The organism is Pseudoxanthomonas sp. PXM01 (genome assembly GCF_014851815.1).
GTDB lineage: Bacteria > Pseudomonadota > Gammaproteobacteria > Xanthomonadales > Xanthomonadaceae > Pseudoxanthomonas_A.
This window is the reverse complement of sequence record NZ_JACVAJ010000002.1, coordinates 1-26,366: the sequence shown is the minus strand read 5'-3', so window position 1 is coordinate 26,366 and position 26,366 is coordinate 1. Positions and strand designations below refer to the sequence as shown.

General features: G+C 64.6%; 35 protein-coding genes. 19 read left to right on the top strand and 16 right to left on the bottom strand.

Going from position 1 to position 26,366, the window contains the following annotated elements; genetic code table 11:
* Window positions 1–13: 13 nt before the first annotated feature.
* The 3 genes from arsC to IB230_RS09290 form a co-directional block, all read right to left on the bottom strand.
* Window positions 14–433, bottom strand: coding sequence for an arsenate reductase (glutaredoxin) (gene arsC, locus IB230_RS09300; protein WP_192271506.1), 420 nt, complete (start codon window positions 431–433; stop codon window positions 14–16).
* Window positions 433–1,620 (bottom strand): phospholipase A, encoded by a 1,188-nt coding sequence (locus IB230_RS09295; RefSeq protein ID WP_192271504.1) that lies wholly within the window; start codon window positions 1,618–1,620, stop codon window positions 433–435. The genes arsC and IB230_RS09295 overlap by 1 nt, the downstream gene beginning before the upstream one ends.
* A 67-nt stretch (window positions 1,621–1,687) precedes the next feature.
* Window positions 1,688–2,173 (bottom strand): DUF456 domain-containing protein, encoded by a 486-nt coding sequence (locus IB230_RS09290; RefSeq protein ID WP_192271502.1) that lies wholly within the window; start codon window positions 2,171–2,173, stop codon window positions 1,688–1,690.
* 229 nt (window positions 2,174–2,402) lie between these two features.
* Here IB230_RS09290 and IB230_RS09285 point away from each other — a divergent pair, with 229 nt between their 5' ends.
* On the top strand, window positions 2,403–2,612 hold the full coding sequence (locus IB230_RS09285) for a cold-shock protein (RefSeq protein WP_055944114.1): 210 nt from the start codon (window positions 2,403–2,405) through the stop codon (window positions 2,610–2,612).
* A 93-nt stretch (window positions 2,613–2,705) separates the two neighbouring features.
* Here IB230_RS09285 and IB230_RS09280 read toward each other — a convergent pair whose 3' ends face one another.
* Window positions 2,706–3,185 carry a glycine zipper 2TM domain-containing protein gene (locus tag IB230_RS09280; RefSeq protein ID WP_192271500.1) on the bottom strand — a complete coding sequence of 160 codons (480 nt, stop codon included), beginning with the start codon at window positions 3,183–3,185 and terminating at the stop codon, window positions 2,706–2,708.
* A 142-nt stretch (window positions 3,186–3,327) separates the two neighbouring features.
* Window positions 3,328–3,768: a cytochrome c gene (locus IB230_RS09275; protein ID WP_192271498.1), complete on the bottom strand. Its 441-nt coding sequence runs from the start codon at window positions 3,766–3,768 to the stop codon at window positions 3,328–3,330.
* Between the two features lie 76 nt (window positions 3,769–3,844).
* Between IB230_RS09275 and IB230_RS09270 the strand changes: the two genes are divergently transcribed.
* The gene (locus tag IB230_RS09270; protein WP_192271496.1) at window positions 3,845–4,660 is read left to right on the top strand and encodes a tRNA threonylcarbamoyladenosine dehydratase; all 816 of its coding nucleotides are present in this window, start codon (window positions 3,845–3,847) and stop codon (window positions 4,658–4,660) included.
* Here the strand turns inward: IB230_RS09270 and IB230_RS09265 are convergent.
* On the bottom strand, window positions 4,641–5,408 hold the full coding sequence (locus tag IB230_RS09265; RefSeq protein WP_192271494.1) for a TatD family hydrolase: 768 nt from the start codon (window positions 5,406–5,408) through the stop codon (window positions 4,641–4,643). The two genes, IB230_RS09270 and IB230_RS09265, sit on opposite strands and share 20 nt — an antisense overlap.
* A gap of 3 nt (window positions 5,409–5,411) precedes the next feature.
* Window positions 5,412–5,630, bottom strand: coding sequence for a DUF6116 family protein (locus tag IB230_RS09260; RefSeq protein ID WP_192271492.1), 219 nt, complete (start codon window positions 5,628–5,630; stop codon window positions 5,412–5,414).
* Window positions 5,631–5,804: 174 nt separating this feature from the next.
* On the opposite strand from IB230_RS09260, the gene IB230_RS09255 reads away from it, so the two are divergent.
* The 7 genes from IB230_RS09255 (at window position 5,805) to IB230_RS09225 (ending at window position 12,554) form a co-directional block, all read left to right on the top strand.
* Window positions 5,805–6,620, top strand: a complete 816-nt coding sequence (locus IB230_RS09255) for a glycine zipper 2TM domain-containing protein (RefSeq protein ID WP_192271490.1) — start codon at window positions 5,805–5,807, stop codon at window positions 6,618–6,620.
* Between the two features lie 148 nt (window positions 6,621–6,768).
* The gene (locus tag IB230_RS09250; RefSeq protein ID WP_192271488.1) at window positions 6,769–7,932 is read left to right on the top strand and encodes an acyl-CoA dehydrogenase family protein; all 1,164 of its coding nucleotides are present in this window, start codon (window positions 6,769–6,771) and stop codon (window positions 7,930–7,932) included.
* A 94-nt stretch (window positions 7,933–8,026) separates the two neighbouring features.
* Window positions 8,027–8,578, top strand: coding sequence for a GNAT family N-acetyltransferase (locus IB230_RS09245; protein ID WP_192271486.1), 552 nt, complete (start codon window positions 8,027–8,029; stop codon window positions 8,576–8,578).
* Window positions 8,575–9,063, top strand: coding sequence for a hypothetical protein (locus IB230_RS09240; protein ID WP_192271484.1), 489 nt, complete (start codon window positions 8,575–8,577; stop codon window positions 9,061–9,063). Before IB230_RS09245 ends, IB230_RS09240 begins: the two co-directional genes overlap by 4 nt.
* On the top strand, window positions 9,053–9,709 hold the full coding sequence (locus tag IB230_RS09235) for a glutathione S-transferase family protein (protein ID WP_192271482.1): 657 nt from the start codon (window positions 9,053–9,055) through the stop codon (window positions 9,707–9,709). The genes IB230_RS09240 and IB230_RS09235 overlap by 11 nt, the downstream gene beginning before the upstream one ends.
* Before the next feature lie 8 nt (window positions 9,710–9,717).
* Window positions 9,718–11,979 (top strand): thiamine pyrophosphate-dependent enzyme, encoded by a 2,262-nt coding sequence (locus IB230_RS09230; protein ID WP_192271480.1) that lies wholly within the window; start codon window positions 9,718–9,720, stop codon window positions 11,977–11,979.
* Window positions 11,980–12,008: 29 nt separating this feature from the next.
* The gene (locus IB230_RS09225) at window positions 12,009–12,554 is read left to right on the top strand and encodes an NADPH-dependent FMN reductase (protein ID WP_192271478.1); all 546 of its coding nucleotides are present in this window, start codon (window positions 12,009–12,011) and stop codon (window positions 12,552–12,554) included.
* A gap of 54 nt (window positions 12,555–12,608) precedes the next feature.
* Here the strand turns inward: IB230_RS09225 and ubiM are convergent, their stop codons facing one another.
* Entirely contained in the window at window positions 12,609–13,838 is a 1,230-nt protein-coding gene (gene ubiM, locus IB230_RS09220; protein ID WP_192273876.1) for a 5-demethoxyubiquinol-8 5-hydroxylase UbiM, read from the bottom strand.
* A gap of 87 nt (window positions 13,839–13,925) precedes the next feature.
* Window positions 13,926–14,789 (bottom strand): folate-binding protein, encoded by an 864-nt coding sequence (locus IB230_RS09215; protein ID WP_225589472.1) that lies wholly within the window; start codon window positions 14,787–14,789, stop codon window positions 13,926–13,928.
* Between the two features lie 39 nt (window positions 14,790–14,828).
* Here IB230_RS09215 and IB230_RS09210 point away from each other — a divergent pair, with 39 nt between their 5' ends.
* The 10 genes from IB230_RS09210 to lolD are packed head-to-tail and all read left to right on the top strand — an operon-like array spanning window position 14,829 to window position 21,483.
* Window positions 14,829–15,014: a DUF1674 domain-containing protein gene (locus tag IB230_RS09210; RefSeq protein ID WP_192271476.1), complete on the top strand. Its 186-nt coding sequence runs from the start codon at window positions 14,829–14,831 to the stop codon at window positions 15,012–15,014.
* 59 nt (window positions 15,015–15,073) lie between these two features.
* On the top strand, window positions 15,074–15,466 hold the full coding sequence (gene sdhC / locus IB230_RS09205; protein ID WP_192271473.1) for a succinate dehydrogenase, cytochrome b556 subunit: 393 nt from the start codon (window positions 15,074–15,076) through the stop codon (window positions 15,464–15,466).
* On the top strand, window positions 15,463–15,846 hold the full coding sequence (gene sdhD / locus IB230_RS09200; protein WP_192271471.1) for a succinate dehydrogenase, hydrophobic membrane anchor protein: 384 nt from the start codon (window positions 15,463–15,465) through the stop codon (window positions 15,844–15,846). Before sdhC ends, sdhD begins: the two co-directional genes overlap by 4 nt.
* A gap of 5 nt (window positions 15,847–15,851) precedes the next feature.
* Window positions 15,852–17,642 carry a succinate dehydrogenase flavoprotein subunit gene (gene sdhA / locus IB230_RS09195; protein ID WP_056880928.1) on the top strand — a complete coding sequence of 597 codons (1,791 nt, stop codon included), beginning with the start codon at window positions 15,852–15,854 and terminating at the stop codon, window positions 17,640–17,642.
* Between the two features lie 19 nt (window positions 17,643–17,661).
* A complete protein-coding gene (locus IB230_RS09190) occupies window positions 17,662–18,444 on the top strand; it encodes a succinate dehydrogenase iron-sulfur subunit (RefSeq protein ID WP_192271469.1) in 783 nt (260 codons plus the stop codon).
* Between the two features lie 4 nt (window positions 18,445–18,448).
* Entirely contained in the window at window positions 18,449–18,880 is a 432-nt protein-coding gene (locus IB230_RS09185; RefSeq protein ID WP_192271468.1) for an MAPEG family protein, read from the top strand.
* Window positions 18,877–19,125, top strand: a complete 249-nt coding sequence (locus tag IB230_RS09180) for a succinate dehydrogenase assembly factor 2 (protein ID WP_192271466.1) — start codon at window positions 18,877–18,879, stop codon at window positions 19,123–19,125. Before IB230_RS09185 ends, IB230_RS09180 begins: the two co-directional genes overlap by 4 nt.
* Complete coding sequence (locus IB230_RS09175) at window positions 19,076–19,531, top strand: hypothetical protein (RefSeq protein ID WP_192271464.1); 456 nt, start codon at window positions 19,076–19,078, stop codon at window positions 19,529–19,531. The genes IB230_RS09180 and IB230_RS09175 overlap by 50 nt, the downstream gene beginning before the upstream one ends.
* A gap of 4 nt (window positions 19,532–19,535) precedes the next feature.
* The gene (locus IB230_RS09170) at window positions 19,536–20,783 is read left to right on the top strand and encodes a lipoprotein-releasing ABC transporter permease subunit (RefSeq protein ID WP_192271462.1); all 1,248 of its coding nucleotides are present in this window, start codon (window positions 19,536–19,538) and stop codon (window positions 20,781–20,783) included.
* Complete coding sequence (gene lolD, locus IB230_RS09165) at window positions 20,776–21,483, top strand: lipoprotein-releasing ABC transporter ATP-binding protein LolD (protein ID WP_192271460.1); 708 nt, start codon at window positions 20,776–20,778, stop codon at window positions 21,481–21,483. Before IB230_RS09170 ends, lolD begins: the two co-directional genes overlap by 8 nt.
* A gap of 192 nt (window positions 21,484–21,675) precedes the next feature.
* Here lolD and IB230_RS09160 read toward each other — a convergent pair whose 3' ends face one another.
* The 7 genes from IB230_RS09160 to IB230_RS09130 all read right to left on the bottom strand — a co-directional run bounded on the left by IB230_RS09160 (window position 21,676) and on the right by IB230_RS09130 (window position 25,945).
* Window positions 21,676–22,071 carry a hypothetical protein gene (locus IB230_RS09160; protein ID WP_192271458.1) on the bottom strand — a complete coding sequence of 132 codons (396 nt, stop codon included), beginning with the start codon at window positions 22,069–22,071 and terminating at the stop codon, window positions 21,676–21,678.
* A gap of 182 nt (window positions 22,072–22,253) precedes the next feature.
* On the bottom strand, window positions 22,254–22,484 hold the full coding sequence (locus IB230_RS09155) for a hypothetical protein (protein WP_192271456.1): 231 nt from the start codon (window positions 22,482–22,484) through the stop codon (window positions 22,254–22,256).
* A gap of 57 nt (window positions 22,485–22,541) precedes the next feature.
* On the bottom strand, window positions 22,542–22,889 hold the full coding sequence (locus IB230_RS09150) for a hypothetical protein (RefSeq protein ID WP_192271453.1): 348 nt from the start codon (window positions 22,887–22,889) through the stop codon (window positions 22,542–22,544).
* A gap of 65 nt (window positions 22,890–22,954) precedes the next feature.
* Window positions 22,955–23,425 carry a DUF695 domain-containing protein gene (locus IB230_RS09145; RefSeq protein WP_192271451.1) on the bottom strand — a complete coding sequence of 157 codons (471 nt, stop codon included), beginning with the start codon at window positions 23,423–23,425 and terminating at the stop codon, window positions 22,955–22,957.
* 894 nt (window positions 23,426–24,319) lie between these two features.
* Window positions 24,320–24,628 (bottom strand): hypothetical protein, encoded by a 309-nt coding sequence (locus IB230_RS09140; RefSeq protein WP_192271449.1) that lies wholly within the window; start codon window positions 24,626–24,628, stop codon window positions 24,320–24,322.
* Window positions 24,629–24,865: 237 nt separating this feature from the next.
* Complete coding sequence (locus IB230_RS09135; RefSeq protein WP_192271447.1) at window positions 24,866–25,441, bottom strand: hypothetical protein; 576 nt, start codon at window positions 25,439–25,441, stop codon at window positions 24,866–24,868.
* A gap of 69 nt (window positions 25,442–25,510) precedes the next feature.
* Window positions 25,511–25,945: a hypothetical protein gene (locus tag IB230_RS09130; protein WP_192271445.1), complete on the bottom strand. Its 435-nt coding sequence runs from the start codon at window positions 25,943–25,945 to the stop codon at window positions 25,511–25,513.
* Between the last annotated feature and the right edge of the window lie 421 nt (window positions 25,946–26,366).

Below are 26,366 nucleotides of genomic sequence, written 5' to 3'. Positions count from 1 at the left end.
GTGGGATCTTACGTCAGGCGATGCGATTACCGGCCGCGTCGACGACCGGTTCGCCGTCTTCCTTGTTGAAGGCGCCGCGCTGCGGCTGCGGCAGGATGTCCAGCACGTGTTCCGAGGGGCGGCACAGTTTCGTGCCACGGGCCGTGACCACGATCGGCCGGTTGATCAGTACCGGATGCCTCAGCATCGCAGCGATCAAGGCCTTGTCGTCGGCATCGGCGAGGCCGAGTTCGCCGTAGAGGGCTTCCTTGGTGCGGACGACATCCCGCACGGGGACTGCCATCGCTTCGACCAACGACAGCAGGGTGGTGCGGTCCGGTGGCGTCTTCAGGTACTCGATGATGTTCGGCTCGATGCCGGCATTGCGGATCAGTCCCAGCGTGTTGCGCGAGGTGCCGCAGGCGGGGTTGTGGTAGATCGTCACGTCGTCCATCAGTACCAGTCCAGCAGGGAAATGCCGAGGCCGACATAGGTGGCCTTGTGGTTGTAATCGATCAGGCTTTCGCCGTAGCCATGGAAGACCTGCACATGGCCGCGGAACGCGCGGTTGATCGGGAACCCGTAGTCCACCTGCAGCGCGCCGTGCGACTCGTCGCCACCGCGCAGCGAGTGCCGTCCGAGCACGGTAAAGACATGGCCGTTGCGCGCATAGGTCAGCATCGCGTCGCCGCGGCCGATGTAGTTCTCGATATCGGGATTGTCATCGTCGTTGCCGTCCGGCACGCGATACCAGGGCCGCACCACGAAGGCCCAGTTCTCGCGGTCGAGGCCGATGGTGGCGATGACGCGGTTCCAGCTCCGCGACAGCGGATCGCTGCGGCCGTTGGACTGGTGGTTGATACCGATGCCGGCCATGCGTCCCTTCCAGCCGGCGAGGCTGTAGTTGTTGCGGAACACCAGCATCACTTCCGGCTCGTAGTTGGTCTCGCGGAACGGCCGCGATTCCTCGCCGTTGTAGACCTGCCAGCGCGAGCTCTGGGTGTAGGCGCCCCAGATGTCGCCGTTGTCGCCGAACACGTTCTCGGCGAACTTGGTCTTGAAGCTGAGCTGGAACTTTGCCTCGATGTCCTGCAACTCCTGAGGCTCGGTGACGGTGTTGTCCGGGTTGGGGGACGATGGCGTTTCGTTGACCTGACTGGTCCAGAACGCCGGCAGCAGGTACATCGGTTTGTAGGCACGCAGCTGGAACACGCCCAGCTTGGAGTCCTTGGCCAGTTCCCAGCGGCTGTCGAGCAGCGAGCCGCGGCCGGCATTGGCGATCAGGTCGGCTTCGGCCGCTTCGTCGACGCGGAACCAGGCGCCCATGCGGCGGCGGGTGCGTTCGCTCAAGGGCAGGTCGGCCGCCTTGGCTGCCTCGGCGGCGGCGCGGGCCTGAGCCCGTGCCTTGGCGCGGGCCTGAGCCTCGGCCTCCTTCGCTGCCATCGCATCCTCGTCGGCACGACGGGTGTCGGCGGCGGTACGGCCGAGGGCGTCGTCGTAGCAGGCCAGGCGGGCGGCATCGTTCTCCAGCAGGAAGCAGGCTTCGGCGGGTGTCGTGGCCGGCGGGTTCTCTTGCGCCTGGCCGGAGAACGACAGGCAGAGGCCGATGGCCAGCGGCAGCAGTCGGGTGCGGTGCGTCATGCAGGGGCTCGGTCAGGGGGAGGCGACATTCTGCCAGTCGAGAGGGGCGCCGCGCGCCGGTGGCCTTTCAGAAGATCCAGGCGAACACGAACAGGCCCAGCATCGCGAATGTCAGGCCCAGCTTCAGCACGATGCCCAGCACGATGCCGAGCCAGGTGCCGAGGCCGACCTTGGCCGCCTGACCCAGTTCGCGGCCATGCCAAAGTTCTCCCACCAGTGCACCGACGAAGGGGCCGGCCAGCAGTCCGATGGGCATGAAGAACAAGCCTGCGAACGTCCCGATCACCGTGCCCCACAATGCCTTGCGGCTGGCCCCCACACGCTGCGCCCCGACCGCGGTTGAGAAGAAGTCCGCGACGAAAGAGAGCACCGTCAGCAGACCCAGTATCACCAGCGTGATCCAGCCGATCTGCTGGAAATCCCCGGCCCATGCCGCCAGCAGCATGCCGGCGAAGACCAGCGGCAGGCCGGGCAGGGCAGGCAGGATCACGCCTGCAACACCCACCAGGATCAGCAGCACGGCCAGGGCGTAGTAGAGCATCTGGATGTCCAATCAAATCTCCTAGGGAATCAAAGGGTTGCCGGGGGCTTGACTTTTCCGTTCAAGCGTTTGCATTTTGCCAAATGCCGGGTTACTGTGCGGCCGCTGCCGTTGCCAAGGTCACCGTGAATCGTGGCCTGATGGGGTAGATCCATGATCCGCTGCATCGTTGTACCTCGCTTCCTCCTTGCAACCAGCCGCCCAGCAGGCGTAACCACCACCCGTTTCAAGGAGCAAGTAGATGTCTGATCGTGAAACCGGAACCGTCAAATGGTTCAACGATGCCAAGGGCTTCGGCTTCATCAGCCGCGAGAATGGTGAAGACGTGTTCGTGCATTTCCGTGCCATCCAGACCCAGGGCTTCAAGAGCCTGAAGGAAGGCCAGAAGGTCAGCTTCACCGTCGTCCAGGGCCAGAAGGGCCTGCAGGCCGACGCTGTGCAGCCAGTCTGATCCCGGAAATCGCCGAACCGCGCTACGGCGCGTGCTCCGCAAAAAAAGCCCGGCTCACGCCGGGCTTTTTCTTTGAAGCGGGACGGGCAAGGATCAGCGGATCACGACGCGTCCGTTCTGGATGCGGACATAAGTGTTCTCCCGCACGCCCGCCAGGTCGTGCTGGTTGATCGTCACTCGGCGACCGTCGTCCATGCGGACGGTGACGTTGTAGGTGTCGCCGGTCGTGCGGTTCTGGATCGCGTTGCCGGCCGCTGCGCCCGCCACTGCACCGGCCACGGTGGAAACGTTCTTGTTGCCCTCGCTGCCGCCGGTACGGTCGGAGATCTGGCGGCCTGCAACGGCGCCGACGATGCCGCCCAGCACCGCACCGGTAGCCGACGGCGCGCTGCGGCCGGATGGCACCACGTCGATCCGCTCGACGATGCCGCAGTCGGCGCAGTAACGGTTGGCCGGGGCGCTGTTGTAGCCGCCACCGTTGTAGCCACCGCTGCTGTAGCCGGGAGACGTGCTGGCGCAACCCGCGAGAGCGACGGTGGCGGTCAGGCCGATGGCGAGCAGACGCATGTTCATGGGTGCCTCCTGTGGATGTATGGGACCGTCGTGCCGTGCGGTCCCTTGGAGGCGCATGCTCTACATCACCGCGTGAACATGACGACAATCGGGCCGCTTGCGCGGCCCGATTGTCAGCAGCGATTCAGTCGCGCAACGCGCGTCACCCACGGAAATCCTGGTGGCAGGCCTTGCAGCTTCCGCCCAGCTTTTCGGCCAGCGCTGCCGCGGCGGCGCAATCCGTCGGCGGCGTACTCAGGGCGGCGTCGAGGTCGGCCCGGAACTGGCTGGTGTGCGTCTTGAAGCGCTGGTCGTCGGCGATGCCGGGGAAGGCCATCTCCAGATCGTTCGCCATCGCGCGCAGCGTACGAACGTGGGGAATGGTGTCGGTGGCGGCGCAGCGGTTCTGCTTGACCTTGTCGGCCAACTGGCCGGAGTGCTTTGCCATCACGTTCATCACGCTGTCCGGGAACGGATCCTGGCGTGCCTGGATGGCGCGTAGCGCCATCACCGTGCAGATGGCACCCACCACCAGGCCGATGAGAAACAGGAACAGGTAACGCGAGGCGGCGGAGGGTTTCTTGGTCTCGGGTTGGCTGGCCATGCGGCGGGCTCCTTGTGAGTGACGCCGCGATGGTACGACGCCCGTCACGGTTCGCGCCACGGCTTACACTAGTGACATGAAGAAAGAACTGAGAGACCGGTTCGCCGGTATCGACCGTCTGTACGGCGTGGGCTCGGTGGAGCGGCATGCGGCCGCGCGTGTAGCGGTGGTGGGCATGGGCGGCGTGGGCTCGTGGGTCGTCGAGGCGCTGGCACGCTCCGGCATCGGCCACCTGACGCTGATCGATGCCGACGACATCTGCGTGTCCAACACCAATCGCCAATTGCCCGCGCTGGAGGGTCACTACGGGCAGAACAAGGCTGAGGCGATGGCCGCGCGTTGCCGGGCGATCAATCCGCTGATCGAGGTCGAGGTCGTGCCGCAGTTCCTCACCTCGAGCAACATGGTCGAGCTGCTTGATCGCGGATTTGATCTGGTACTCGACGCCTGCGACAGTTTCAGGGTCAAGGTGGAGATGATCGCCTGGTGCCGCCGGCGCAAGCTGCCGATCGTCGTATCCGGCTCGGCTGGTGGCCGCACCGACCCTACCCAGATCCGCCTGCGGGATCTTTCGCGCACCGAGCACGATGCGCTGCTCGCACTGGTGCGCAAGAAGCTGCGCTCGGACTTCAACTTCCCGAAGAACAAGGATCGCTACTTCGGCGTACAAGCCGTGTACTCGCTGGAGAACGTCAAGTATCCGCAGGCCGATGGCAGCGTCTGTGGCCTGCGCCCGCAACTGGGCGCGGACGCTGCGCTGAAACTGGATTGCGGTGTCGGCCTCGGTGCGGCCACCCACATCACCGGCGCGTTCGCATTCGTGATGGTGGGCAAGGCGCTGGAATTGCTGGCCAAGCCGTCGAAACCGGCCGTCAGTCCGACGGCAGGCTGAAGAGACGCTCGGCGTTGCGCGTCGTCGCCGCGGCGATCTCGTCAGGCGACTGGGCGCGAAGTTCCGCGATCACGTCACGGACCGCGGTTAGCCGCCCTGGCTCGTTGCGCTGCCCGCGGATGCCTGCGTCGGGCTGGTCGGGCGCGTCGGTTTCCAACAGCAGGAATTCGAGTGGCATGGTGCGGGCGAGAGTGCGCAGGCGGTTTGCGCGTTCGTACGTGACCGGTCCGCCCAAGCCGATCAGGAAACCCGCCTGCCACAGCTGACGCGCCTGCTCGGGGCTGCCGGAGAAGCTGTGTACCACGCCGCGCAGGCGGCCGATGCGTTTGACCGACGCGATTACCGCATCCACCGCGCGCCGCGCATGCACGATCAGCGGCAGGTCGAATTCTCTCGCCAACCGCAGTTGACCGTCGAAATAGCGCTGCTGTTCGTCGGCATCCAGACCGTCGACGAAAAAGTCCAGCCCGCACTCGCCGATGGCCACCGGTCGCTCGCGCTCGACCCAGATACGCAGATCATCGAGATGCGCGGGACGATGTTCGGCGAGATACATCGGATGCAACCCGTAGGCCGGGAACAATCCCGTATCGCTCGTGCATACCTCGCGCAGCTTCGGCCAGGAAGCGGCCGTGATGGCGGGCACCACCTGCCGCGTCACCCCGGCCGCACGCGCCCGCGCCAACGCCTCACGACGGTCTGCGTCGAACTCCGGTGCGTCGAAGTGGCTGTGGCTATCGACCAGCATGCGTCAGTGCTGGGAGGGTTCGATCGCCGACGGCGGTTCCTTGCGCCGTTTCCAGTTGGCCAGCAGCAGCGTACCGAGGCCGAACAGGATCTCGTCCACGAGCGGGAACGGATCGGGCACGAACAGGGTGACCAGGAAAAGCGCCGCCGTGATCTTGAACAAGGTCGGGTAGCGCAGCTTTCGTGCCCACTCAAGCAATGGCAGCAGCAGCGGGTTGGGCATGGCGGGATCTCTGTCTTGTGAGGTGGAACGCGCGCCACGCTAGCATGATCGGCGCGTCATTGAAGCGTTCATTTTTTGTTCGTTTTCGTGGGCCTTCGCAGGTGCTTTGTTCAGGTTGGCAATGGTGCAATGATGACCAAGATGAATCGGGGACCGCCCGACTTGGAGGCAGCGATGAAGAGCAATACCACTACGATTCTGGTCGCCGTAGGCGCGCTGCTGGTGGGTGGCGTAGCCACCGCCGCATTCCTCAAGGGGGGCGACAAGGGCCCCGCGGAGCAGGGCGGGTTGGTCACGGCGACCGACGGCACGCTGGTCGCGGACGACGTGGCGGCCACCGGCAACGAGATCCCGACAGGCACGCTGCAGTACGCCACGGTCGTGAAGGCCGATCCGATCACCAGCTCCGAGAAGCTCTACGCAACGGTCATCGGCACCGAGGCGGTGCGCGAGACCACGAGCACCAGCACCCCCCGTGAGGTCTGCCAAGACGTGGTTGTGCAGGAACGACTGCCCGAGCGCGACGGCAACGTGGGCGGTACGGTGGCGGGCGCCGTGATCGGCGGCCTGCTGGGCAACCAGGTGGGCGGCGGCAACGGCAAGAAAGCCGCGACGGTCGCCGGTGCGGTAGCCGGTGGCGCCATCGGCAACCAGGTGGACAAGCGCCACGTGGGTGGCCGGGTGGTCAACCGCACGGAGCGTCAGTGCCACACCGAGAACGCCACGTCGGAGTCCTCCCGGGTCACCGGTTACAACGTGACCTACCGCAATCCGGATGGCACCACCGGCACCATGCGGATGGACAGCAAGCCGGGTAGCCGCATTGCGATGGGCACGACGGACAAGGTGATCGGTTACGACGTGACCTACCGTTTCGATGGCCAGGACAAGACCATCCGCCTGGACCAGAAGCCGGGTGATCGCCTGCCCGTGATCGATGGGCAGGTAGTGACTCAGACGGCCAGCATCGACGCGCCCGGCAAGGGCTGAGGCACAGGCCCCGCGTGGGCCTGCGTTTTAACGTGGCACCCCGCAAAGGCCGGCGTTTCGCCGGCCTTTGCTTTGCGGAGTGGCGCTTACCGGCTCCGAGGGCCACCGCATACAATGCGGAACAATGACTCCCGCCGGTTGAAGCGCAATGGCCCTGAACCCGTATGACCTGTTCGATGTCCGATCCCTCCTGAGCGAAGAGGAGCGTGCCGTGCAGGATGCGGTGGCGCGCTTCACCGACGAACGCGTGCGCCCGATCATCGGCGACGCCTTCGACCAGGGCCGCTTCCCGAAGGAACTGGTGCCCGAGATCGCGGAACTGGGCCTGCTCGGCTCCTCGCTGCCCGAGAAGTACGGTTGTGCAGGCCTCAACGCGGTCAGCTACGGTCTGATCTGCCAGGAACTGGAGCGCGGCGACAGTGGGATCCGCAGCTTCGTCAGCGTGCAGTCTTCGTTGTGCATGTACCCCATTTATGCCTACGGCAGCGAAGAGCAGCGGCAGCGCTGGCTGCCCGACATGGCCGCCGGCAAGGTCATCGGCTGCTTCGGACTGACCGAGCCGCATGGTGGCTCCGACCCTGCCAACATGAAGACGCATGCGCGCCGTGATGGTGATGATTGGGTCATCAACGGGTCGAAGATGTGGATCACCAACGGCAACCTCGCCGACATCGCCATCGTCTGGGCGCAGACGGATGACGGCATCCAGGGCTTCCTGATCGAGAAGGGCACGCCGGGTTTCACCGCCCAGGAAATCAAGCACAAGATGAGCCTGCGCGCCTCGGTCACCAGCGCGTTGTTCTTCGACAACGTACGCCTGCCCGACAGCAGTCGCCTGCCGAACGTCAAGGGTCTGAAGGGGCCACTGGGCTGCCTGACGCAGGCCCGCTACGGCATCACCTGGGGTCCGATCGGCGCCGCGATCGCCTGCCTGGATGAAGTGCTGGGTTACACGAAGGAACGCATCCTGTTCGACCGCCCCGTCGCGGCCACGCAGAGCGCGCAGATCAAGATGGCCGAGATGGCCCGCCGCATTACCTTGGCGCAGTTGCTGTCGCTGCAGCTGGGTCGCCTGAAGGATGCGGGAACCATGGCGCCATCGCAGGTGTCGCTGGCGAAGTGGAACAACTGCCGCATGGCGATCGACATCGCGCGCGAATGCCGCGACCTGCTTGGCGGCGCGGGCATTACCACCGAGCACGCGGCCATCCGCCACGCGCTGAATCTGGAATCGGTGATCACCTACGAAGGCACGGAGACCGTGCACCAGCTGGTGATCGGCCGCGAGCTGACCGGCATCAACGCGTTCTGAACGGGTCACTCCCGGCGCGGGAGTACGGGTGCAGGGGAGGTCGAGCATCGCCCCTGGCTATGTCCGGTTTTTCTGGTGGGATGGTGCGGTACTGATGGACCTGTCCAATCTCCAGCTTGAAACCCCGCGCCTGCTGCTGCGCCTTCCGCGGCGTGAGGATTACGAGGCCTGGGCGGCGTTCGGCGCCGACGAAGAGGCGACGCGCTACATCGGCGGCGTCATGGCGCGCTCACCCGCCTGGAGAAGCCTGGCGGCGACGCTGGGCAGCTGGCATCTGCAGGGATTCGGGATGTTCTCGGTGATCGAGAAGGCGAGCGGCCAGTGGGTCGGCCGGGTAGGGCCGTGGCAGCCGGAAGGCTGGCCGGGCACGGAAGTCGGCTGGAGCATCGCGCGCAACGCGTGGGGGCAGGGTTACGCCCCCGAGGCCGCCGCGGCCTGCGTCGAGTGGGCGTTCAACCACCTGGGCTGGGACGAGGTGATCCACACCATCGATCCGCAGAACACCAGTTCGAAAGCCGTTGCCGTCAAACTCGGTTCGACGTACCTGCGGATGGACCGCCTGCCCGAACCGCACCACGAGAAGCCGGTCGAGGTCTGGGGCCAGACCCGTGCGGCGTGGAAGGCACGCAGGACCGTGCATCCGTGACCTCGACGTCCGCGCTGCACGCAGGCCTGCAACACGCCCTGCCTGAGCTGGCGCGGACCTTCCGCGACCCATGGTGGATCATCGGCAGTGCCGCGATGGCACTCGCGGGTGTACCGGATATCGCGCCCCACGATATCGATGTGCTTTGCAGTCGCGAGGATGCGCTGCGCCTGCAGGGCGTCTGGGCGTCCCATATTGATCGGTGGTACCGACCGCAGGATGAGGCACGCTTCCGGTCCACCTTCGCACGCTTCACGCATCTGCCGATGCCGCTCGAAGCGATGGGAGGACTGGAAGTGATGACGTCGGACGGTTGGCATCCCTTGCGCGTGCTCGACGACATGGCCCTCGAGATCGAAGGTCATGCCGGCCGCGTACCGACGCTGGCCGAACAGCACCGCATCTTCCTTTTGTTCGGTCGCACCAAGGACCTGGCCAAGGCCGCCCGCATCGCCGCCTTCCTGGAGCACAGCCATGTCGCCTGAGTCCGTTACCGCCTACGGCATGGCCACGTCGGGCAACTGCCACAAGGTGCGCCTGTTGCTTGAACAACTCGGACGTCGTTTCGACTGGATCGAGGTCGACAGTGCGAACGGTGCGACGCGGACGCCGGAGTACCTGGCGAAAAATCCCAACGGCAAGGTGCCGATGCTGGAGCGTACCGACGGCGGCATCCTGGTCGAGTCGAACGCCATCCTGTGCTGGCTCGCCGACGGTACCGCCTTCCTGCCCGCAGATGCGTGGCAGCGCGCGCAGGCGCTTAGCTGGCTGTTCTTCGAGCAGTACAGCCACGAGCCCTACATCGCGGTTGCGCGCTTCATCCGCGGCTGGACGGCGCCGGATTCGCCACGCCGTGCCGACTTGCCGCGCCTGATCGAGCGGGGAGGCCAGGCATTGGCTGTCATGGAAAAACATCTGCAGGGTGCCCGCTGGTTCACCGGCCCCGAGTACGGCGTGGCCGACATCGCGCTGTTCGCCTACACGCACTGTGCGGACGACGGCGGCTTCGACCTTTCCGTCTATCCCCGCATCACCGACTGGCTGGCGCGCGTGCGCGCCACGCCGGGTTTCGTTCCCATGCCTGTTGTGAGCGACGACGTCGCAGCACGTCTGGCGTTTTCCCAAGCCTGAGCAAACACATGACCGCCAACCCGATTCCGGCCCGCATGAAGGGCCTCAACCGTGCCGAGATCTGCGACCAGAACTTCATCGAGTTCGTGAAGGAGTGGAACGGACGGGTCGGCGCGACGCCGGCGACCGGCGACGCCATCCTGCCCGGCAGCGCGCTGGATGCGGGCGGCTTCATCGAACTGCTGGAATCCCAGTTGATCTCGCGCCACCTGGACCTGATGGCACGCGTGCTGCGCGTGCAGAACAAGGTCTTCTACACCATCGGCAGTTCCGGTCACGAAGGCAATGCGATGGTGGCGCGGCTGACCCGGCATACCGACCCCGCCTTCCTGCACTACCGCAGCGGCGGCTTCATGGCCGAGCGCTTCCGCAAGTTGCCGGGCATGGATCCGGTGATGGATTCGGCGCTGAGCTTCGCGGCGAGCGCCGAGGATCCCGCGTCGGGCGGCCGCCACAAAGTCTGGGGCAGCAAGCCGTTGTGGGTGCTGCCGCAGACGTCCACCATCGCATCGCACCTGCCGAAGGCGCTGGGCACGGCGGTGGCCATCGAGCAGGCCCGTCGCATCGGCCATGCATCGCCGATTCCCGAGGACAGCATCGCGATCTGCTCGTTCGGCGACGCCTCGAGCAATCACGCCACTGCGCAGACCGCATTCAATGCGGCGGCGTGGACCGCCTACCAGAAGCTGCCGGCACCGGTGCTGTTCGTCTGCGAGGACAACGGCATCGGCATTTCGGTGAAGACGCCGGAAGGCTGGATCGGCCGCAACTTCCGCGACCGCAAGGATCTCGACTACTTCCACGCCGATGGCCTGGACCTGGCCACCGGCTACGGCCAGGTGCAGGCGGCGGTCGAGCATTGCCGCCGCACGCGCCGCCCCACCTTCCTGCACCTGCGCACCACGCGGATCATGGGGCACGCCGGTACCGACTTCGAGATCGAATGGCGTCCGCTGGAGGAGCTGTGCGCGGTGGAGGCGACCGACCCGTTGCTGCGTTCGGCGGCGATCGCGCTGGAATCCGGCCTGCTGTCGAAGGATGCGCTGCTGGCACTGTACGAAGCCACGCGCAAGCGCTGCTTCGCCGCCGCCGAGGACGCGGACAGTCGTCCGCGCATAGGCACGCTCGCGCACGTGATGGCACCGCTGGCTCCTTACACGCCCGATGCGGTGGCAGCAGAGGCGGCGCGTGTCGCGCCTCACGAGAAGCGGGTGGCCGCCTTCGGTAGCGAGGACAAGCTGCCGGAGAAGCTGCCGCCGCGCCACCTGGCCATCCAGATCAACAATGCGCTGCACGACCTGTTCTGCAAGTACCCGGAGACCCTGCTGTTCGGTGAGGACGTGGCGCAGAAGGGCGGTGTCTACACGGTGACCAAGGGCCTGCAGAAGGCGTTCAAGGGCACCCGTGTATTCAACACGCTGCTCGACGAGACCATGATCCTGGGCCTGGCGCAGGGTTACGCGAACCTGGGCATGTTGCCGATCCCGGAGATCCAGTACCTGGCCTACTTCCACAACGCCTGCGACCAGATCCGTGGCGAGGCTGCCAGCCTGCAGTTCTTCAGCAACAACCAGTACCGCAATCCGATGGTGGTGCGGATGGCCGGCCTGGGTTACCAGCGCGGATTCGGTGGCCACTTCCACAACGACAACTCGATCACGGCGCTGCGCGACATCCCGGGTCTCGTCGTGGGTTGCCCCTCGCGTGGCGATGATGCCGCCGCGATGCTGCGCACGCTCGCGGCACTGGCGAAGGTCGATGGGCGTGTCAGCGTGTTCCTGGAGCCGATCGCGCTGTACATGACCAAGGATCTGCACGAGGCCGGCGATGGCCAGTGGCTGTTCCCGTATCCCGCGCAGGACGGGGCGATGCCGCTGGGCGAAGGGCGCGTCTACGACGCGGACGCGGACGATCTGGTCATCTTCACCTACGGCAACGGCGTGCCGATGAGCCTGCGCGCCGCGCGCAGTATCGGTAAGAAGCACGGCTGGAAGGTGCGCGTGGTCGATCTGCGCTGGCTGGTGCCGCTCAACGCCGCCTTCATCGCCGAACAGGCGAAAACCGCGAAGCGCATCCTGGTGGTCGACGAGGGCCGGCACGCGGCTGGCGTAGGCGAGGGCGTCATCACGGCGATTGCGGAGGCGGGCTACCGGGCGCGTCCGTTCCAGCGCGTAGTGGGTGCGGATACGTACACGCCGCTGGCCGGCGCGGCCTTCCTGGTGCTGCCGGGGGATGAGGATATCGTCGCAGCGGCCGACCGACTGGCATGATGACCGCCCCCACCCGCTGAGGAACGGACATGTCCACGCCCCGCATCGGCCTTATCGTCGGCAGCCTGCGCGCCGGCTCGTTCAACCGCCAACTGGCCGGTGCCGTGCAGGCGTTGGCGGGTGATCGCTTCGTATTCGACGAGATCGACATCGCGGACCTGCCGCTGTACGACCAGGATGACGACGCGGATTTTCCTGCGGCGGGCCTGCGCTTCAAGCAGCAGGTGGAAGCCTGCGACGCGTTGCTGTTCGTCACCCCGGAGTACAACCGGTCGATTCCAGGTGTGCTGAAGAACGCGATCGACATCGGTTCGCGACCGGGCGGAAGCAATTCCTTCGCCGGCAAGCGCGCGGGCGTGATCGGCACATCGCCGGGCGCGCACGGCACGGTGTCGGCGCAGCAGCACCTGCGCAACGTGCTGGCGGCGGTGGATGTCGCTGTGCTGCCGCAGCCGGAGATCGCCATCCAGTACCGCGAAGGCCAGATCGACGCCGATGGCGTCATCGCCGACGAGCGGCTGCGCAGGCGACTGCAGTCGTTCCTCGATCGTTTCGACGCCTGGCTCGGCGCGTAGCCTGCGCCACGCGCGCGACCTCAGGGCAGCGCGCAGGGTCCCGATCCGCGCGCGCTACGGTCGGAGCAGCGCCAGGCCATCGCGCAGGCGCTGCAGCGGATGCCGATCCAGTGGGCGCTCATCGGCCAGCGTGCGCGCCAGCATGCGCCGGAATGGCGTGAGTCGCCGGCCGGCCCGCAGGACGGTTTCGCGCACGATGCGCGCGGGCGCGTGATCATTGGTGTAGAGCTCGACGATGGCACGCGTGGCGAGGTACAGCGGCCGTGAGCCGCGGCGATGCCGCCGCTCGTAGCGGGCCAGCCCTTCCACGCAGCCCAGGTCGCCACCGCAGCGCAACGCCTCACGCGCCATGTCGGCCAGCCGCTCCACGCTGCCGAGCCCCAGGTTGAAGCCATGTGCCGTCACCGGGTGCATGCCCACCGCCGCATCGCCCACCAGGGCGAAGCGGCGGCCGACGAAGCGGCGTGCGTACACGCCGACCAGTGGATACACGTGCCGGCTGCTCTCCAGCCGCATATGGCCGAGACGATGCCCGTAGCGCTGTTCCATCTCGCGTGCGAAGGCATCCACGTCGAGTGCGGCGAGTCGCTTGGCGGCGCTGTCGGGAAGGGTGACCACGACGGAAGCCTGGTGCTCCCGCAGCGGCAGCAGCGAGAGCGTCTGGCCGTGGCCGAACCATTCCCATGCCACGCCCTGGTGCGGTTGTTCGTGGTGCATGCGGCAGACCAGCATGCTCTTGCCGAAATCGTACTGGTCGGCGCCGATGCCCATCGCGCGACGCGTCTCGGAGAAGCGGCTGTCGGCCGCGACCAGCAGCGGCGCCTCCAGCCGCAGGCCATCGCCCAGCGTCACGCAGGCATGATCGTCGGTGGTGCGGACCGCGTGGATGCGCGCGCTGTCGAACAGGTCCAGGCCGGGCAGGTCGCACACGGCGTTCCATGCGGCTTCGCGGATGCGGTGATTGGGCACCAGCATGCCCAGCTCCGGCGTGCCGGCGAGGCCGGCATCGATGCGCATGTCGTGCAGGCAGTCGCCTTCCATCACGCGTGCCGCACGCAACGGTGAGCAGGCATCGTCCGGCAGGTGCTGCCAGATGCCGAGGTCGCGCAGCAAGCGCATCGAGGCATGGGTCAGCGCGATCTCACGGCCGTCGAAAGCGGGCTCGGCGATCGCGGCGCGCGGTTGGCGCTCCACCACGGCGACCTTCAGTTCGAGGTCGCACAGGGCCTTGGCCAGGCAAAGACCGGCCGGTCCGGCGCCGATGATGATGACGTCATGGTGCATGCGCATGCCTTCTGCTCGGGTATCGGGGCAGTCTAGGTCTGCGCGCGCGCGCGTCATTGACGTGGATCAATCGACGCGCGGAAAGGCTCAGCGGCGCAGGCCGTCCAGCAAGGGCTGCCGTGTCAGCAGGTGGCCATCAGCAACGACATCGTAACCCGCATGTTCCAGCGGCATCACGGCCAGCATCACGCTCCCCGTGCCATCGGGCGCGGCGCAGACGACTTCGCCTACGTCGCGATCGTTCTCGCGCACCGCCACGCCGTCGGCAACCGGGTCATCGGAGACGAAACACTGCAGCGAACGCTTCGCCTTGCCGAGGAAGTGCGTACGGGCCACGATTTCCTGGCCCGGATAACAGCCCTTCTTGACGCTATAGGCGGCCAACCGGTCCAGCGCGAGCTGTTGCGGCGTCCATTGTTCGCGCTGCGAAGCGGGCAGGCGGGGCAGGCCATGGCGCAGGTCGGCGACCTGCCAGGCGGCCTGCGAGGTCGCATCTTCTGCTGTGGCAGGACCGATGCGCCAGGTGCGCGGGCCACCTTCGCCGCCGACGTCGAGTTCGATGGCGTCTCCCGTCTCGTCCAGCACGGCGCCCCGCGCCCGGGCGGATTCGGCGAACGTCGCGCTGACGGCGATGTCGGTCGGCACGACGATCTTCAACTTTCGTCTAAACACGAACCGGCGCAGTGCTTCCGCGAAATCACCCGCGGGGTGGTCGGGCAACACCAGCCACAGGCTGTCGTCCGTCCGCCTGGCGAGCGCAAACACCGCAATCACGCGTCCTTTGGGCGTCAACCACGCATTCCACTGCCAATGACCGGGCGCGAGCGAAACGACATCGTTGGCAAACTGCGCCTGGGCGAACGCCACGGCATCCGGGCCTTCCAGCACCACCAGGGCGTGGTCGGGCAGGGCGAAAACCGGTGGACTGGTACGGGAAAGGTTGTCAGCCAAGGGGGCGGGGATTAAAATTTTGTGCGTTGCGAGACCGACATGATAGGTCAAACTCCCCCGATTCCCGACCCCGATCCCGGAACACAGCCGTCCGAAACCACGCCGCCGACCGCGGGCGAAGGTGTCGGAGCCAAGGCCGTGCAGAAGGAGATCGGCGGCCGCGACGGGCCCGAGCCCACGCGTTACGGGGATTGGGAAAAGAACGGGCGCTGCATCGATTTCTGAGCAGTACACCCAAAAGCCAACGCGGTCCGACCGCCCAGCCGAGACAACGAGCGCAACGAATGGCGACTCCACAACGTCCGCTTTCCCCCCATCTCCAGGTCTACCGGTGGCAGATCCAGATGGCGACGTCCATCCTGCACCGCGCCACGGGCATCATCCTCGCCGGCGGCGCCCTGGTGATCACCGCGGGCCTGGTGGCGCTGATGATCGGTCCCGATGCCTGGAACTGCGTCACCGGCCTCGCCGGCGCCTGGTACGGCCAGCTGTTCCTGTTCGGCTGGACGTGGGCCTTCGCCTACCACCTGTGCAACGGCCTCCGCCACATCGTGCAGGACTTCGCCATCGGCTACCGCATCGCCACGTTCGTGCGCACCAGCTGGATGTCGGTGATCGGCAGCCTGGTCATCACTGCCCTGATCTGGGGCTACGTACTGCTGGGAGGTGGCGCATGAGCAACTTCCGTACCCCCATCAAGAACGCGCGTGGCCTCGGCTCGGCCAAGACCGGCACCGAGCACTTCGTGCACCAGCGCCTGACCGCCACCGCGCTGGTCGCGCTGACCATCTGGTTCCTCGTGTTCGTGCTGAGCCTGGCCGGCGCCGACTACGTCACCGCCACTGCCGCCATCGCCAAGCCGTGGAACGCCATGCTGCTGGTCGGCTTCCTGGTCGCCATGTTCTGGCATGCCCAGCTCGGCCTGCAGGTCGTACTGGAAGACTACGTACACAACTCGCTGCTCGCCCTCGCGGTGCAGACCACCGTCAAGTTCATCGCCGTGCTGGGCGCCATCGTGAGCGTCTTCGCCGTGGCCCGCATCGCGCTGGGGAATTGAGCCACATGTCCGCTTACAAGATCACCGAACACAAGTACGACATGGTCGTGGTGGGCGCCGGCGGCGCCGGCCTGCGCGCGACCTTCGGCCTGGCCGCCAAGGGCCTGCAGACCGTCTGCCTGACCAAGGTCTTCCCGACCCGCTCGCACACCGTGGCGGCGCAGGGCGGCATCTCCGCCGCGCTGGGCAACATGGGCGAGGACGACTGGCGCTACCACTTCTACGACACCATCAAGGGCTCGGACTGGCTGGGCGACCAGGACGCCATCGAGTACATGTGCCGCGAGGCCATTCCCGCCATCATCGAGCTGGAGCACTACGGCGTGCCGTTCTCCCGCACCGAGGAAGGCAAGATCTACCAGCGCCCGTTCGGTGGCATGACCACCAAGTACGGCGAAGGCCCGCCGGCGCAGCGCACCTGCGCCGCGGCCGACCGCACCGGCCACGCGATGCTGCACACGCTGTACCAGCAGTCGCTGGCGCACGATGCGCGCTTCATGGTCGAGTACTTCGCGCTGGACCTGATCTTCGATGAGGAAGGCGCCTGCCGCGGCGTGCTGGCGCTGGACATGGCCACGGGCACGCTGCACCTGTTCCGCGCACATGGCGTGGTGCTGGCCACCGGCGGCTATGGCCGTGCGTACTTCTCGGCGACGTCCGCCCATACCTGCACCGGCGACGGTGGCGGCATGGTGATGCGCGCCGGCCTGCCGATGCAGGACATGGAGTTCGTGCAGTTCCATCCCACCGGCATCTACGGTGCGGGCTGCCTGATCACCGAAGGTGTCCGCGGCGAAGGCGGCATCCTGCGCAACAGCAACGGCGAGCGCTTCATGGAGCGCTACGCACCGCACTACAAGGATCTGGCCTCGCGCGACGTGGTCAGCCGCTCGATGACCATCGAGATCCGCGAAGGCCGCGGCGTCGGCGAGCACAAGGACCACATCCTGCTCGACCTGACCCACCTCGGCCCGGAAGTCATCAACGAGAAGCTGCCCGGCATCGCCGAAAGCGCCCACATCTTCGCGGGCGTGGACGTGACCAAGCAGCCGATCCCGGTCATCCCGACCGTGCACTACAACATGGGCGGCATCCCGACCAACTACCACGGCGAAGTCGTGCGCAAGGTCGGCGACAACCCGGACGCGGTAGTGCCCGGCCTGTACGCGATCGGCGAAGCCGCCTGCGTGTCGGTGCATGGCGCCAACCGCCTGGGCTCCAACTCGCTGCTCGACCTGGTGGTGTTCGGCCGCGCGGTGGCCAACCGTTGCGCCGAGACGATCAAGAGCGGCGCATCGCACAAGCCGCTGGCGGGCGATGCCTGCGACAAGGCGCTGTCGCACCTGGACAAGCTGCGCAACGCCAACGGCGACACGCCGACCTCGGTGATCCGCGACAACATGCAGCGCACGATGCAGGCCGACGCCGCCGTCTTCCGCACCAGCAAGACGCTGAAGGAAGGCTGCGACAAGATGGCCGACATCTTCTCCAGCTTCCAGGACGTCAAGGTCAGCGACCGTTCGCTGATCTGGAACTCGGACCTGATCGAGACCTACGAGCTGCACAACCTGCTGCTGAGCGCGGTCGCCACGATCAACTCGGCCGAGCAGCGCCACGAGAGCCGCGGCGCGCACGCGCACGAGGATTTCCCCGAGCGCGACGACGTCAACTGGCAGAAGCACACGCTGGTCAATGTCGCCGAAGACGGCAAGTGCAGCTTCGATTTCCGCCCTGTGCACATGTACACGCTCAGCAAGGACGTGGATGTGGTGCCGCCCAAGCCACGCGTTTACTGAGCCCGGGAGACCCTGACACATGGCCGAATTTTCGCTCCCGAAGAACTCGCGCGTCACCAAGGGCAAGCACTTCCCCGCGAAGGGCGCCAAGAACGTGCGCACCTTCAAGGTGTACCGCTGGAACCCGGACGATGGCGCCAATCCGCGCACCGACACCTACGAGATCGATCTCGAGAAGTGCGGTCCGATGGTTCTGGACGCGCTGATCAAGATCAAGAACGAGATCGATCCCACGCTGACGTTCCGTCGCTCCTGCCGCGAGGGCATCTGCGGTTCGTGCGCGATGAACATCGACGGCACCAACACGCTGGCTTGCACCAAGGCCATCGGCGACTGCACCAAGGCGGAAGTTCCGATCTATCCGCTGCCGCACATGGACGTGGTGAAGGACCTGGTACCGGACCTGACCCATTTCTACGCGCAGTACGCGTCGATCAAGCCGTGGATCCGCACGCAGACCCCGGCACCGCCGGACCGCGAGCGCCTGCAGTCGCCGGATGACCGCAAGAAGCTCGACGGCCTGTACGAATGCATCCTGTGCGCCTGCTGTTCGACCAGCTGCCCGAGCTACTGGTGGAACGGCGAGCGTTACCTGGGCCCGGCGATCCTGCTGCAGGCCTACCGCTGGATCATCGACTCGCGCGACGAGGACACCGGGTCCCGCCTGGACGATCTGGAAGATCCGTTCAAGCTCTACCGCTGCCACACGATCATGAACTGCGCACGGACCTGCCCGAAGGGTCTGAACCCGGCGTTGGCGATCGCCGAGATCAAGAAGCTGATGATGGCGCGGCGCGCCTGACCGCATGACCGGCGCCGCCGCCACCGCGATCCTCTGGCCGGCTGTGGCGATGGCCGGCCTGACCTTCCTGGTGTGGGTCAGGCTGTACCACCTGCGCCTCGGCGAAATGGCACGCAAGCGCATCGATGCGCAGGACCTGGCTAGCGCCGCCGACTCGGTGCGCCTGCTGGTCGACACGCGGGCGTCGGACAACTTCCGCAACCTGTTCGAACTGCCGGTGCTGTTCTATGTCGGCGTGCTGCTGGCCGCGCAGCTCGGCGTGTCCGATACCGTCTCGCTCGCACTGGCCTGGGCCTTCGTCAGCCTGCGCGCGGTGCACAGCGGCGTCCACTGCACCTACAACCATGTCATGACCCGCTTCGTCGCCTATGCGCTGGCGACGCTGGTGCTGATCGCGTTCTGGGTCCGCCTCGCGCTGGCGCTGGCCGCCGCATGACCGACGATCCCGAACTCAAGCGCATCCGTTGGCGCTGCCGCCGCGGCATGCGCGAACTGGACCAGCTGTTCGGCCGTTATCTCGACCGCTGCTGGGCGACCGAATCCGAGCCGCAGCGCGTGGTTTTCCTACGCCTGCTGGATTGCGAGGACGATAAGCTCTGGCGCTGGTTCATGGGCTACGAGCAGTGTCCCGATGCGGAACTTGCCGCGCTGGTCGAACGGATCCGTCAATTGCCGGCTTGAGTGGCGGCCGTCGCGCCTGCTGCAGGCGTCGTTGATCCTGCTGGGTGTGTTGGCCGCCACGTCTGTATTGACCAGCGAGATGCCACGCCTGTTCGCCTGGCCGGCTGCCATCGCAGCCCTTGCCCACGGCGTGTGGCGGGCGCGAACCGAGGGGCGCCGACACCCGCAGGCTTTCTGGTTTCCCGGCAATGGGCGTCCGCCGACGGTCGACGGCAGGCCGATGGTCGACGCACGCCTGCACTGGCGCGGCCCGCTGGCCTTCCTGCGCTGGCGCGATCAGGCGGGCGGACGGTGGCGGCGCGCGGCCTGGTGGCCGGATACGCTGCCGGCCGCGCAGCGGCGTGAACTCCGGCTTGCTGCGGGCGACCGGGATGCTGGGCGACATCGGAGGGATCGGGCACCATAGGCCCATGTTCAAACCCATCCCTGTCGCCATCGGCCTGCGCTATCTCCGCGCCAAGCGCCGCAACGGTTTCATCTCCTTCATCTCGCTGGCGTCGGTGGTAGGCATCGCGCTGGGCGTGATGATCCTGATCACCACGCTGTCGGTGATGAGCGGCTTCCAGCGCGAGATCCGCGACCGCCTGCTGCAGGCCACCGCGCACGCCACCGTGATGGGGGCGGGCGAGGCGATGCACGACTGGCCGCATGCAACCAGGATCGCCATGGACGATCCGCGCGTTTCCGGCGCAGCGCCTTTCATCAACGTACAGGCCATGCTGACCGGCAACGCCGATCCGCAGGGTGCACTGGTGACCGGCATCCTGCCGGGCGAAGAGCCGAAGGTCTCGGTGATCGGCGACAAGATGAAACAGGGCAAGCTGGATTCGCTGCAGCCGGGCGAGTTCCACATCCTGCTCGGACAGGAGCTGGCCGCGTGGCTGCGCGTCGGTGTCGGCGACAGCGTCGTGGTCACCGCCGGCGATTTCCAGGGCACGCCGATGGGCGCGATGCCGAAGATCAAGCGCTTCACCGTCAGCGGCATCTTCTCGGTCGGCCACAACGATGTTGATCGCAATCTGGCACTGGTGCACATGGGCGACCTGCAGCGCGTACTGCGGATGGGCGAGGGCGTCACCGGCGTGCGGCTGAAACTGCACGACATGTACCAGTCATGGGACGTCGCGCGCGATCTGGCGCTGCGGCTGCAGGGCCCGTACCGCATCAGCGACTGGACCAGCGAGAACGCCAACCTCTACCACTCGCTGAAGATGGAGAAGACGGTGATGGGCATCCTGCTGTCCTTCATCATCCTGATGGGCGCCTTCTCGCTGGTGAACTCGCAGGTGATGCTGGTGACGGACAAGCAGGCCGACATCGCCATCCTGCGCACGCTCGGCCTGACGCCGCGCGGGGTGATGCAGGTGTTCATGGTGCAGGGCGTGCTGATCGGCGTGATGGGTACGGTGCTGGGCGTGGTGGGCGGCATCCTGCTGACGATCAACCTGGAATACATCCTCGCGGCCATCGAAGCGGTGTTCAAGGTGACGCTGCTGCCGCCGGATGTGTATTACATCACCGGCCTGCCTTACGAACTGAGCGGCAGCGAAGTGGTCACGATTGCGGCGGTGGCCTTGACGATGAGTTTCCTGGCCACCCTGTATCCCGCGTGGCGCGCTGCCCGCACCCAGCCCGCGGAGGCGCTGCGCTATGAATGACGCTATCCGTTCCGCTGTCGTCCACGCCGAGGCGCTGGGCAAGACCTACGCCGAAGGCAAGCTGCGCACGCCGGTGTTCGACGGGCTGGAGCTCAACGTGCAGCCCGGCGAGACCGTCGCCATCGTCGGTGCGTCCGGTGCCGGCAAGAGCACGCTGCTGCACCTGCTGGGCGGGCTCGATACGCCGACCTCGGGCGAGGTCTATGTCGCCGGGCAGAAGATGTCGTCGCTGTCCGATGCCGCGCGCGGCCAGTTGCGCAACCGCTCGCTCGGCTTCGTCTACCAGTTCCACCACCTGCTGCCTGAGTTCACCGCGCTCGAGAACGTCATGATGCCGGTGATGTTGGGCGGTGCGGGTGCGGAGTCCGCGTCCGGCAAGGCGAAGGCGTTGCTGGAATCGGTGGGCCTCGGCCATCGCCTGGCGCACAAGCCGGGCGAACTGTCCGGCGGCGAACGCCAGCGGGCGGCGGTGGCGCGCGCCCTGGTCACCCAGCCGGCCTGTGTACTGGGCGACGAGCCCACCGGCAATCTGGACGAGAAGACCGCGGCCACCGTGTTCGACCTGATGCTCGAACTCAACCGTGCACAGAAGACCAGTCTGGTGATGGTGACGCACGATCGCCGCCTGGCGCGCCGGCTGGATCGCGTGCTGGAACTGCACGAAGGCAAGCTGCGCGAGCTGGCGCACGACGCCGTCTGAGTCACGGCGACACGATCTCACCCCAGGCCGGCGCGTCCGCAAGCTGGCGCCTGAAGGCAGGCGTGTCGCAGTCCCTCGATGCTGGTCGCCGCAGTCCTGCTCTGCTGGCCCAATCGTCTGGAGAAGCGTGGCGCCTGGGCCGGGCCGGTGGGCAGACCCGGTTTGAATGGCAGGTCGAGCCACGACCTGCCATCAGCGTTGATCGTCGTAGATGGCGGCGATCCTGGCGGTTTCGTTGCCGTACTGAATGAATACATCAACGGCATATCTGACCCTCACGTCATGAGGGTCTGACTCGTCGACGTATCGCTTGATGAGTCGTGTCGGCAGGATGCGGACGACCACGCCGTTGCCTTCATAGGTTCCTGCGTACCTGACGTAGCGATGAGGTTGTTGGGCTTCCCGCCGGACATGGTGTGTTTGGCCATTGAAACTGATATAGGCGCCCTCGTCCTCGGCATTGCACCTGTCGGTGAAGAACGGGATGGATTTGTCCTTGTCCGCTGATGCGTTCGACAGGCAGCGAACGTAGGCGGCGGGATCCTCGTTCACGGAGCAATAGATCTCATCGTACTTGCGGTTGCCCATGGTCCAGTCCGCATAAATGGCGGCTGCGACGCAATCACTACCAGGGTCGCTTGTGGGCACAAGCGACCCTGATGCGAGCGCGGCGGTGCTTGCAGAGATGACGAGGACGCCAAGAATAGTTCGCATTGACCTGATGCCTGGATGAAGCCCGCCCGCGATGCGGTATCGGTTTGAATGAATTGTTAGGCCTCGGCCAAGCAAAGGCACGATTGGCTGATGAACACGTCTTGGCCTGAGCCAAGCTCGACGAGGTAACACGGATCCTCACCCAACTCATCCAAGCCGACGATAGATCCGGAGTTGCCCGCATAGTCTCCACCAACGATATCAACGGCATCGTTGTGCTTGAAGGTCACGCCAGGCAGTGGACGGTGCGCGAAGAACTCGTTGTGCTGGTAGGAGGATGGCTTCATGAGGTCTGGCACCTGAGTCAATTCGTGCCGCGAAGCGGCGTCGGCTTGAATGGATTGTTAGGGCGCATGGTCGATCGGCCCAACTAGTTCGGCTGTGGATCTGAGTGCAATAGCCGAGGCCACATTGGCAAACACGAGAATCAGCATGAGGCATGCGAAAGCGGGCCATCCGGCCATGCGTTGATCGTCAGAGAAGTCGAGAGAGATGCGCAGCGCGAACACCCCTAGAAAGATGGAAGCCACAGTGGCAGCCAAGGCGATCCTTCTGGATCTGTCCGAGAAAGCAAACCACTCATGACAGGTACGGCACCAGTAGAGTTCGCGCGCTAGTTTGAGTCCCGGTGCGAAGTCCCACGGCCTTGTCGGAGTCTGCTTCTGGCACACCGGACAGAAGATCTCTTTCATGTGCTCCAAGGCCTGAATTAAGCCGACATGGCCGCGCAGCGGACAAGTTCGGCTCGAATGAATTGTTAGGCATCTGGCCCGTTTGCTAAAGGGAAGAGCCTGAAGATATAGCCTGCCTCTTGCCACTCCGGATCATGATGCATGCGGTACTCCCAGAACCGAGTATGTGGCTTGTCTGCTAATAGTGACTGCAAAGTGTCATTGGCCAGCTCAGGATCATGTACGCGAAAGGATAGCTGCCGAAGGCCATCCCAAGTGCTGCGCGCGAGGAACAGGGAGTTCCTGCCTTCAACGGCGGATTCAATCATGTCGCCGATCTCAAACAGAAGCTGACTTTCCTCCGGGGTTGGCATGCCCTTGTCAGCCAAATCCTCGGCTTGGATACTCACCTCAAGGTGCCAAGGAAAGATCTCATGGTGCTGGAAGGCTAGCAATGCGTCATTGACCACAATGACCTCTGGCAGGTCATTGCGAGTGCTGTTGAAGAGCGTGTAGTGCGGCTCCGGAACAGCTATGTGGACGCGACTATCTGTCACAGATGCCTAATGCCTGGATAAAGCCGTGCCGCGAAGCGGCGTCGGCTTGAATGAATTGTTAGGCGCCGCCACCCGGAGTGGATGCGCTGGATTGTCACGGATGAAAGCCCCGACGTCAGCCAACTTGTCCGGAAGCGGCGGTCCGGAAGTGCTGCGATAGCTGAAGAAGCGGAAGCCCGCCGCGAACAAGGCTTGCACCTTTGTCCATTGCGCCAAGTCTTTAGCGGGAGGCGCTTTGAACGAACGGCCCATCTCGTGGATTGTCCCGCCGCAACTGGGGCAGACAGCCGACAGGTCTTGGCGGGGCGCAACCTTGAAGCTCTTGCGGCACTCAAAGCAGGCGTGGGCAATCAAGTACTTTGGACTTGGCATGCGATTCACCTGCTAAGGCGCCTAACGCCTGAATTAAGCCGCGCCGCGAAGCGGCGTCGGCTTGAATGAATTGTTAGGCATCATTGCTGCGATGCCTCAACGCTGCAAGCCCCAAAGCCAGGCAGGCAAGACTGGTTGCCAGTAGTGAACCGCGTCCGAAGTCTGACGTAAACAGCAGAGCCGCCGCCGACCCAAGTATCCCGAACACGGTGAGGAACCAAGAAACACCTTTGAGTTCCCTGGCCGAAAGCGCACGCCTAGCGGTAAAGGCTGCTCGATAAAGTAGGTAGAAGCTAGCCAGAGAGAGTGCTGTAAAGATGGCTAACGATGTCGGATGAGAATCCGAGGCTACGAACCATAGAAAGAAAGCGACGGCGCCAAAGAGAGATGCAGCAACCAGCGACAAGAATGCCGCTACGTACGCTTCGGTTCTCGATGGCGGGCGTCTGAGAGATTCCATCCTTTGATGCCTAACGCCTGAATTAAGCCGACCCGCGAAGCGGCTTCGGCTTGAATGAATTGTCAGGCCTGCAACTGGGCAAGCCGGGCGCGAATTGCTGTTGAGTCAATGTAGCGCACGACGAAGGGCCACCAAAGTGACTGCCAGATTCTGGCTATGCCATGAGCCGCGAATGCGCCGAATACAAAACTACCCACTGCAATGGCGCCGACCGAGGGGCGAGAAGCGCCGCCTCCGGAGAACAAGAAGAACGAGCCAAGTCCAGCCGCAATCCATAGGACGAGTGTGCCGGGCCAACTGGGCGAACGTTCGCCGTGATCGATCCGGTGCAAGACTCGCTCTAAAAGAAATTTCTCAAATTGCTCTGTCATATCTGTGCAGGCCTAACGCCTGAGTTAAGCCGACCCGCGAAGCGGGTTCGGCTTGAATGAATTGTTAGGTGCCACTGCCAGCACCGAAGTAGTTGTAACAATCTACTGCAACCAGCACGACCGTCAGCGCGATGAGGCCGACACCCTCAATGTCTGCGTCCGACTGAAGAAGCTTGCGACGCCAAGATGGGACGATCAGGCAGGGCGACACTACGACAAGACCGGCGACGAGGCTAATCAGGCCGAGCCAGAAGTTGAACTGCCATGATTCCCAAAACTGGCTGAGCATCTGATATGGCACCTAACGCCTGAATTAAGCCGTGCCGCGAAGCGCGTCGGCTTGAATGAATTGTTAGCGCTCAATTGCCTAACAACATGATGATTCGCAAGGTTAGCAATGACACGCTCAACGTTCTCATAGTTCTTTCCATAGTCGATGGTCGTTCCCCAGAAGCGTGGTTTGCTCTGGATAGTTAGTTCTGCGCTGTCAGCGTCAGATGGAACTGCTGTAATAGACATAACTTCACCGAATGTGCGAAACGTCACGCGTGTCTTGGCTGTGATGCTGCGGCCGGTGGAAGTTACGCCCTTAATCGTAGGAATGGCCAGAAGTGCACTGCGTGCAGCTAACAACGCCTTATCCGGCGAACAGTCAATGTGAACAGTCCTCGTCTGTTCAACGTTACCCGCAAGTTCCTTGTTAGGAAAGTCGAGAGGACTCATGTATCTGCGGTGTAACCAGCGCAGACATACGCCCATCACCAAGGCCATTGCGGCACCAATCGAACCGACGGTGAGATACTTGACGAGCATGAAAGCTGCCTTGAGCGCTAACGCCTGAATTAAGCCGACCCGCGAAGCGGGTTCGGCTTGAATGAATTGTTAGGCACCAGGCTCTGTGCCCACGGGTGAACTGCTCTCGGGTGACTCATCAGGAACGGAGTCAATGGTGCGCTCGGTTAGTTCGAGATATGACTGAAACAGTTTGGCAAAGGGCTCCTCTTTGCCTGCGAAGTAGCCGATTTGGTTAACCGTGCCGTCTTGGGCTGACCGAGTAATCCAAGCCGGATGAGCAGGATGCCCAGCTGTGGTGAATGCGAAATGCATAACTGTATCCGTACTGTGCAGAACCTCGAGGTGCTCGTTCGGAAACCGGCGAAGAGAAGCGCTGTACGCCTCATGCACTTGCTGCCGATAGGTCTCCCACTGAGCAAGGCTGATCTGGGCTTCCGGGAAGGGCATGTATACGGGAGGTTCCGCAGCATGGCCATGTGTGGAGCTGAGAAGCAAGATTGAGGCCGCGATGATGCTTTTCATGGTGCCTAACGCCTGAGTTAAGCCGACCCGCGAAGCGGGTTCGGCTTGAATGAATTGTTAGGTGGTGAACCGTCGCGATGAAAGACCACCAGTGATGGGTACAACATGCCTAAGGAGTCTTATTGGTGCTTGGTGCTGCTGGCTTGAATGTCAGTGCAATGATCCATGCCGCAATCTCCAGTCCAACAGCAAATCCGCCAAGCATCCAGGCTCCTGTTGCAGAGGAAGATATGTACAAGACAAACGCAAAAATGAATAGCGCTACTGCCAGAAAATGAAGAAGCCTCATCTCACCACCTAACGCCTGAATTTAGCCGACTTGGCCGCGCTAGCGGACAAGTTCGGCTTGAATGAATTGTTAGGGCTCATGCTCGCGCCTTATACGCGCCATGGCAACTAAGGTGCCTAAGCCCGGCACGGT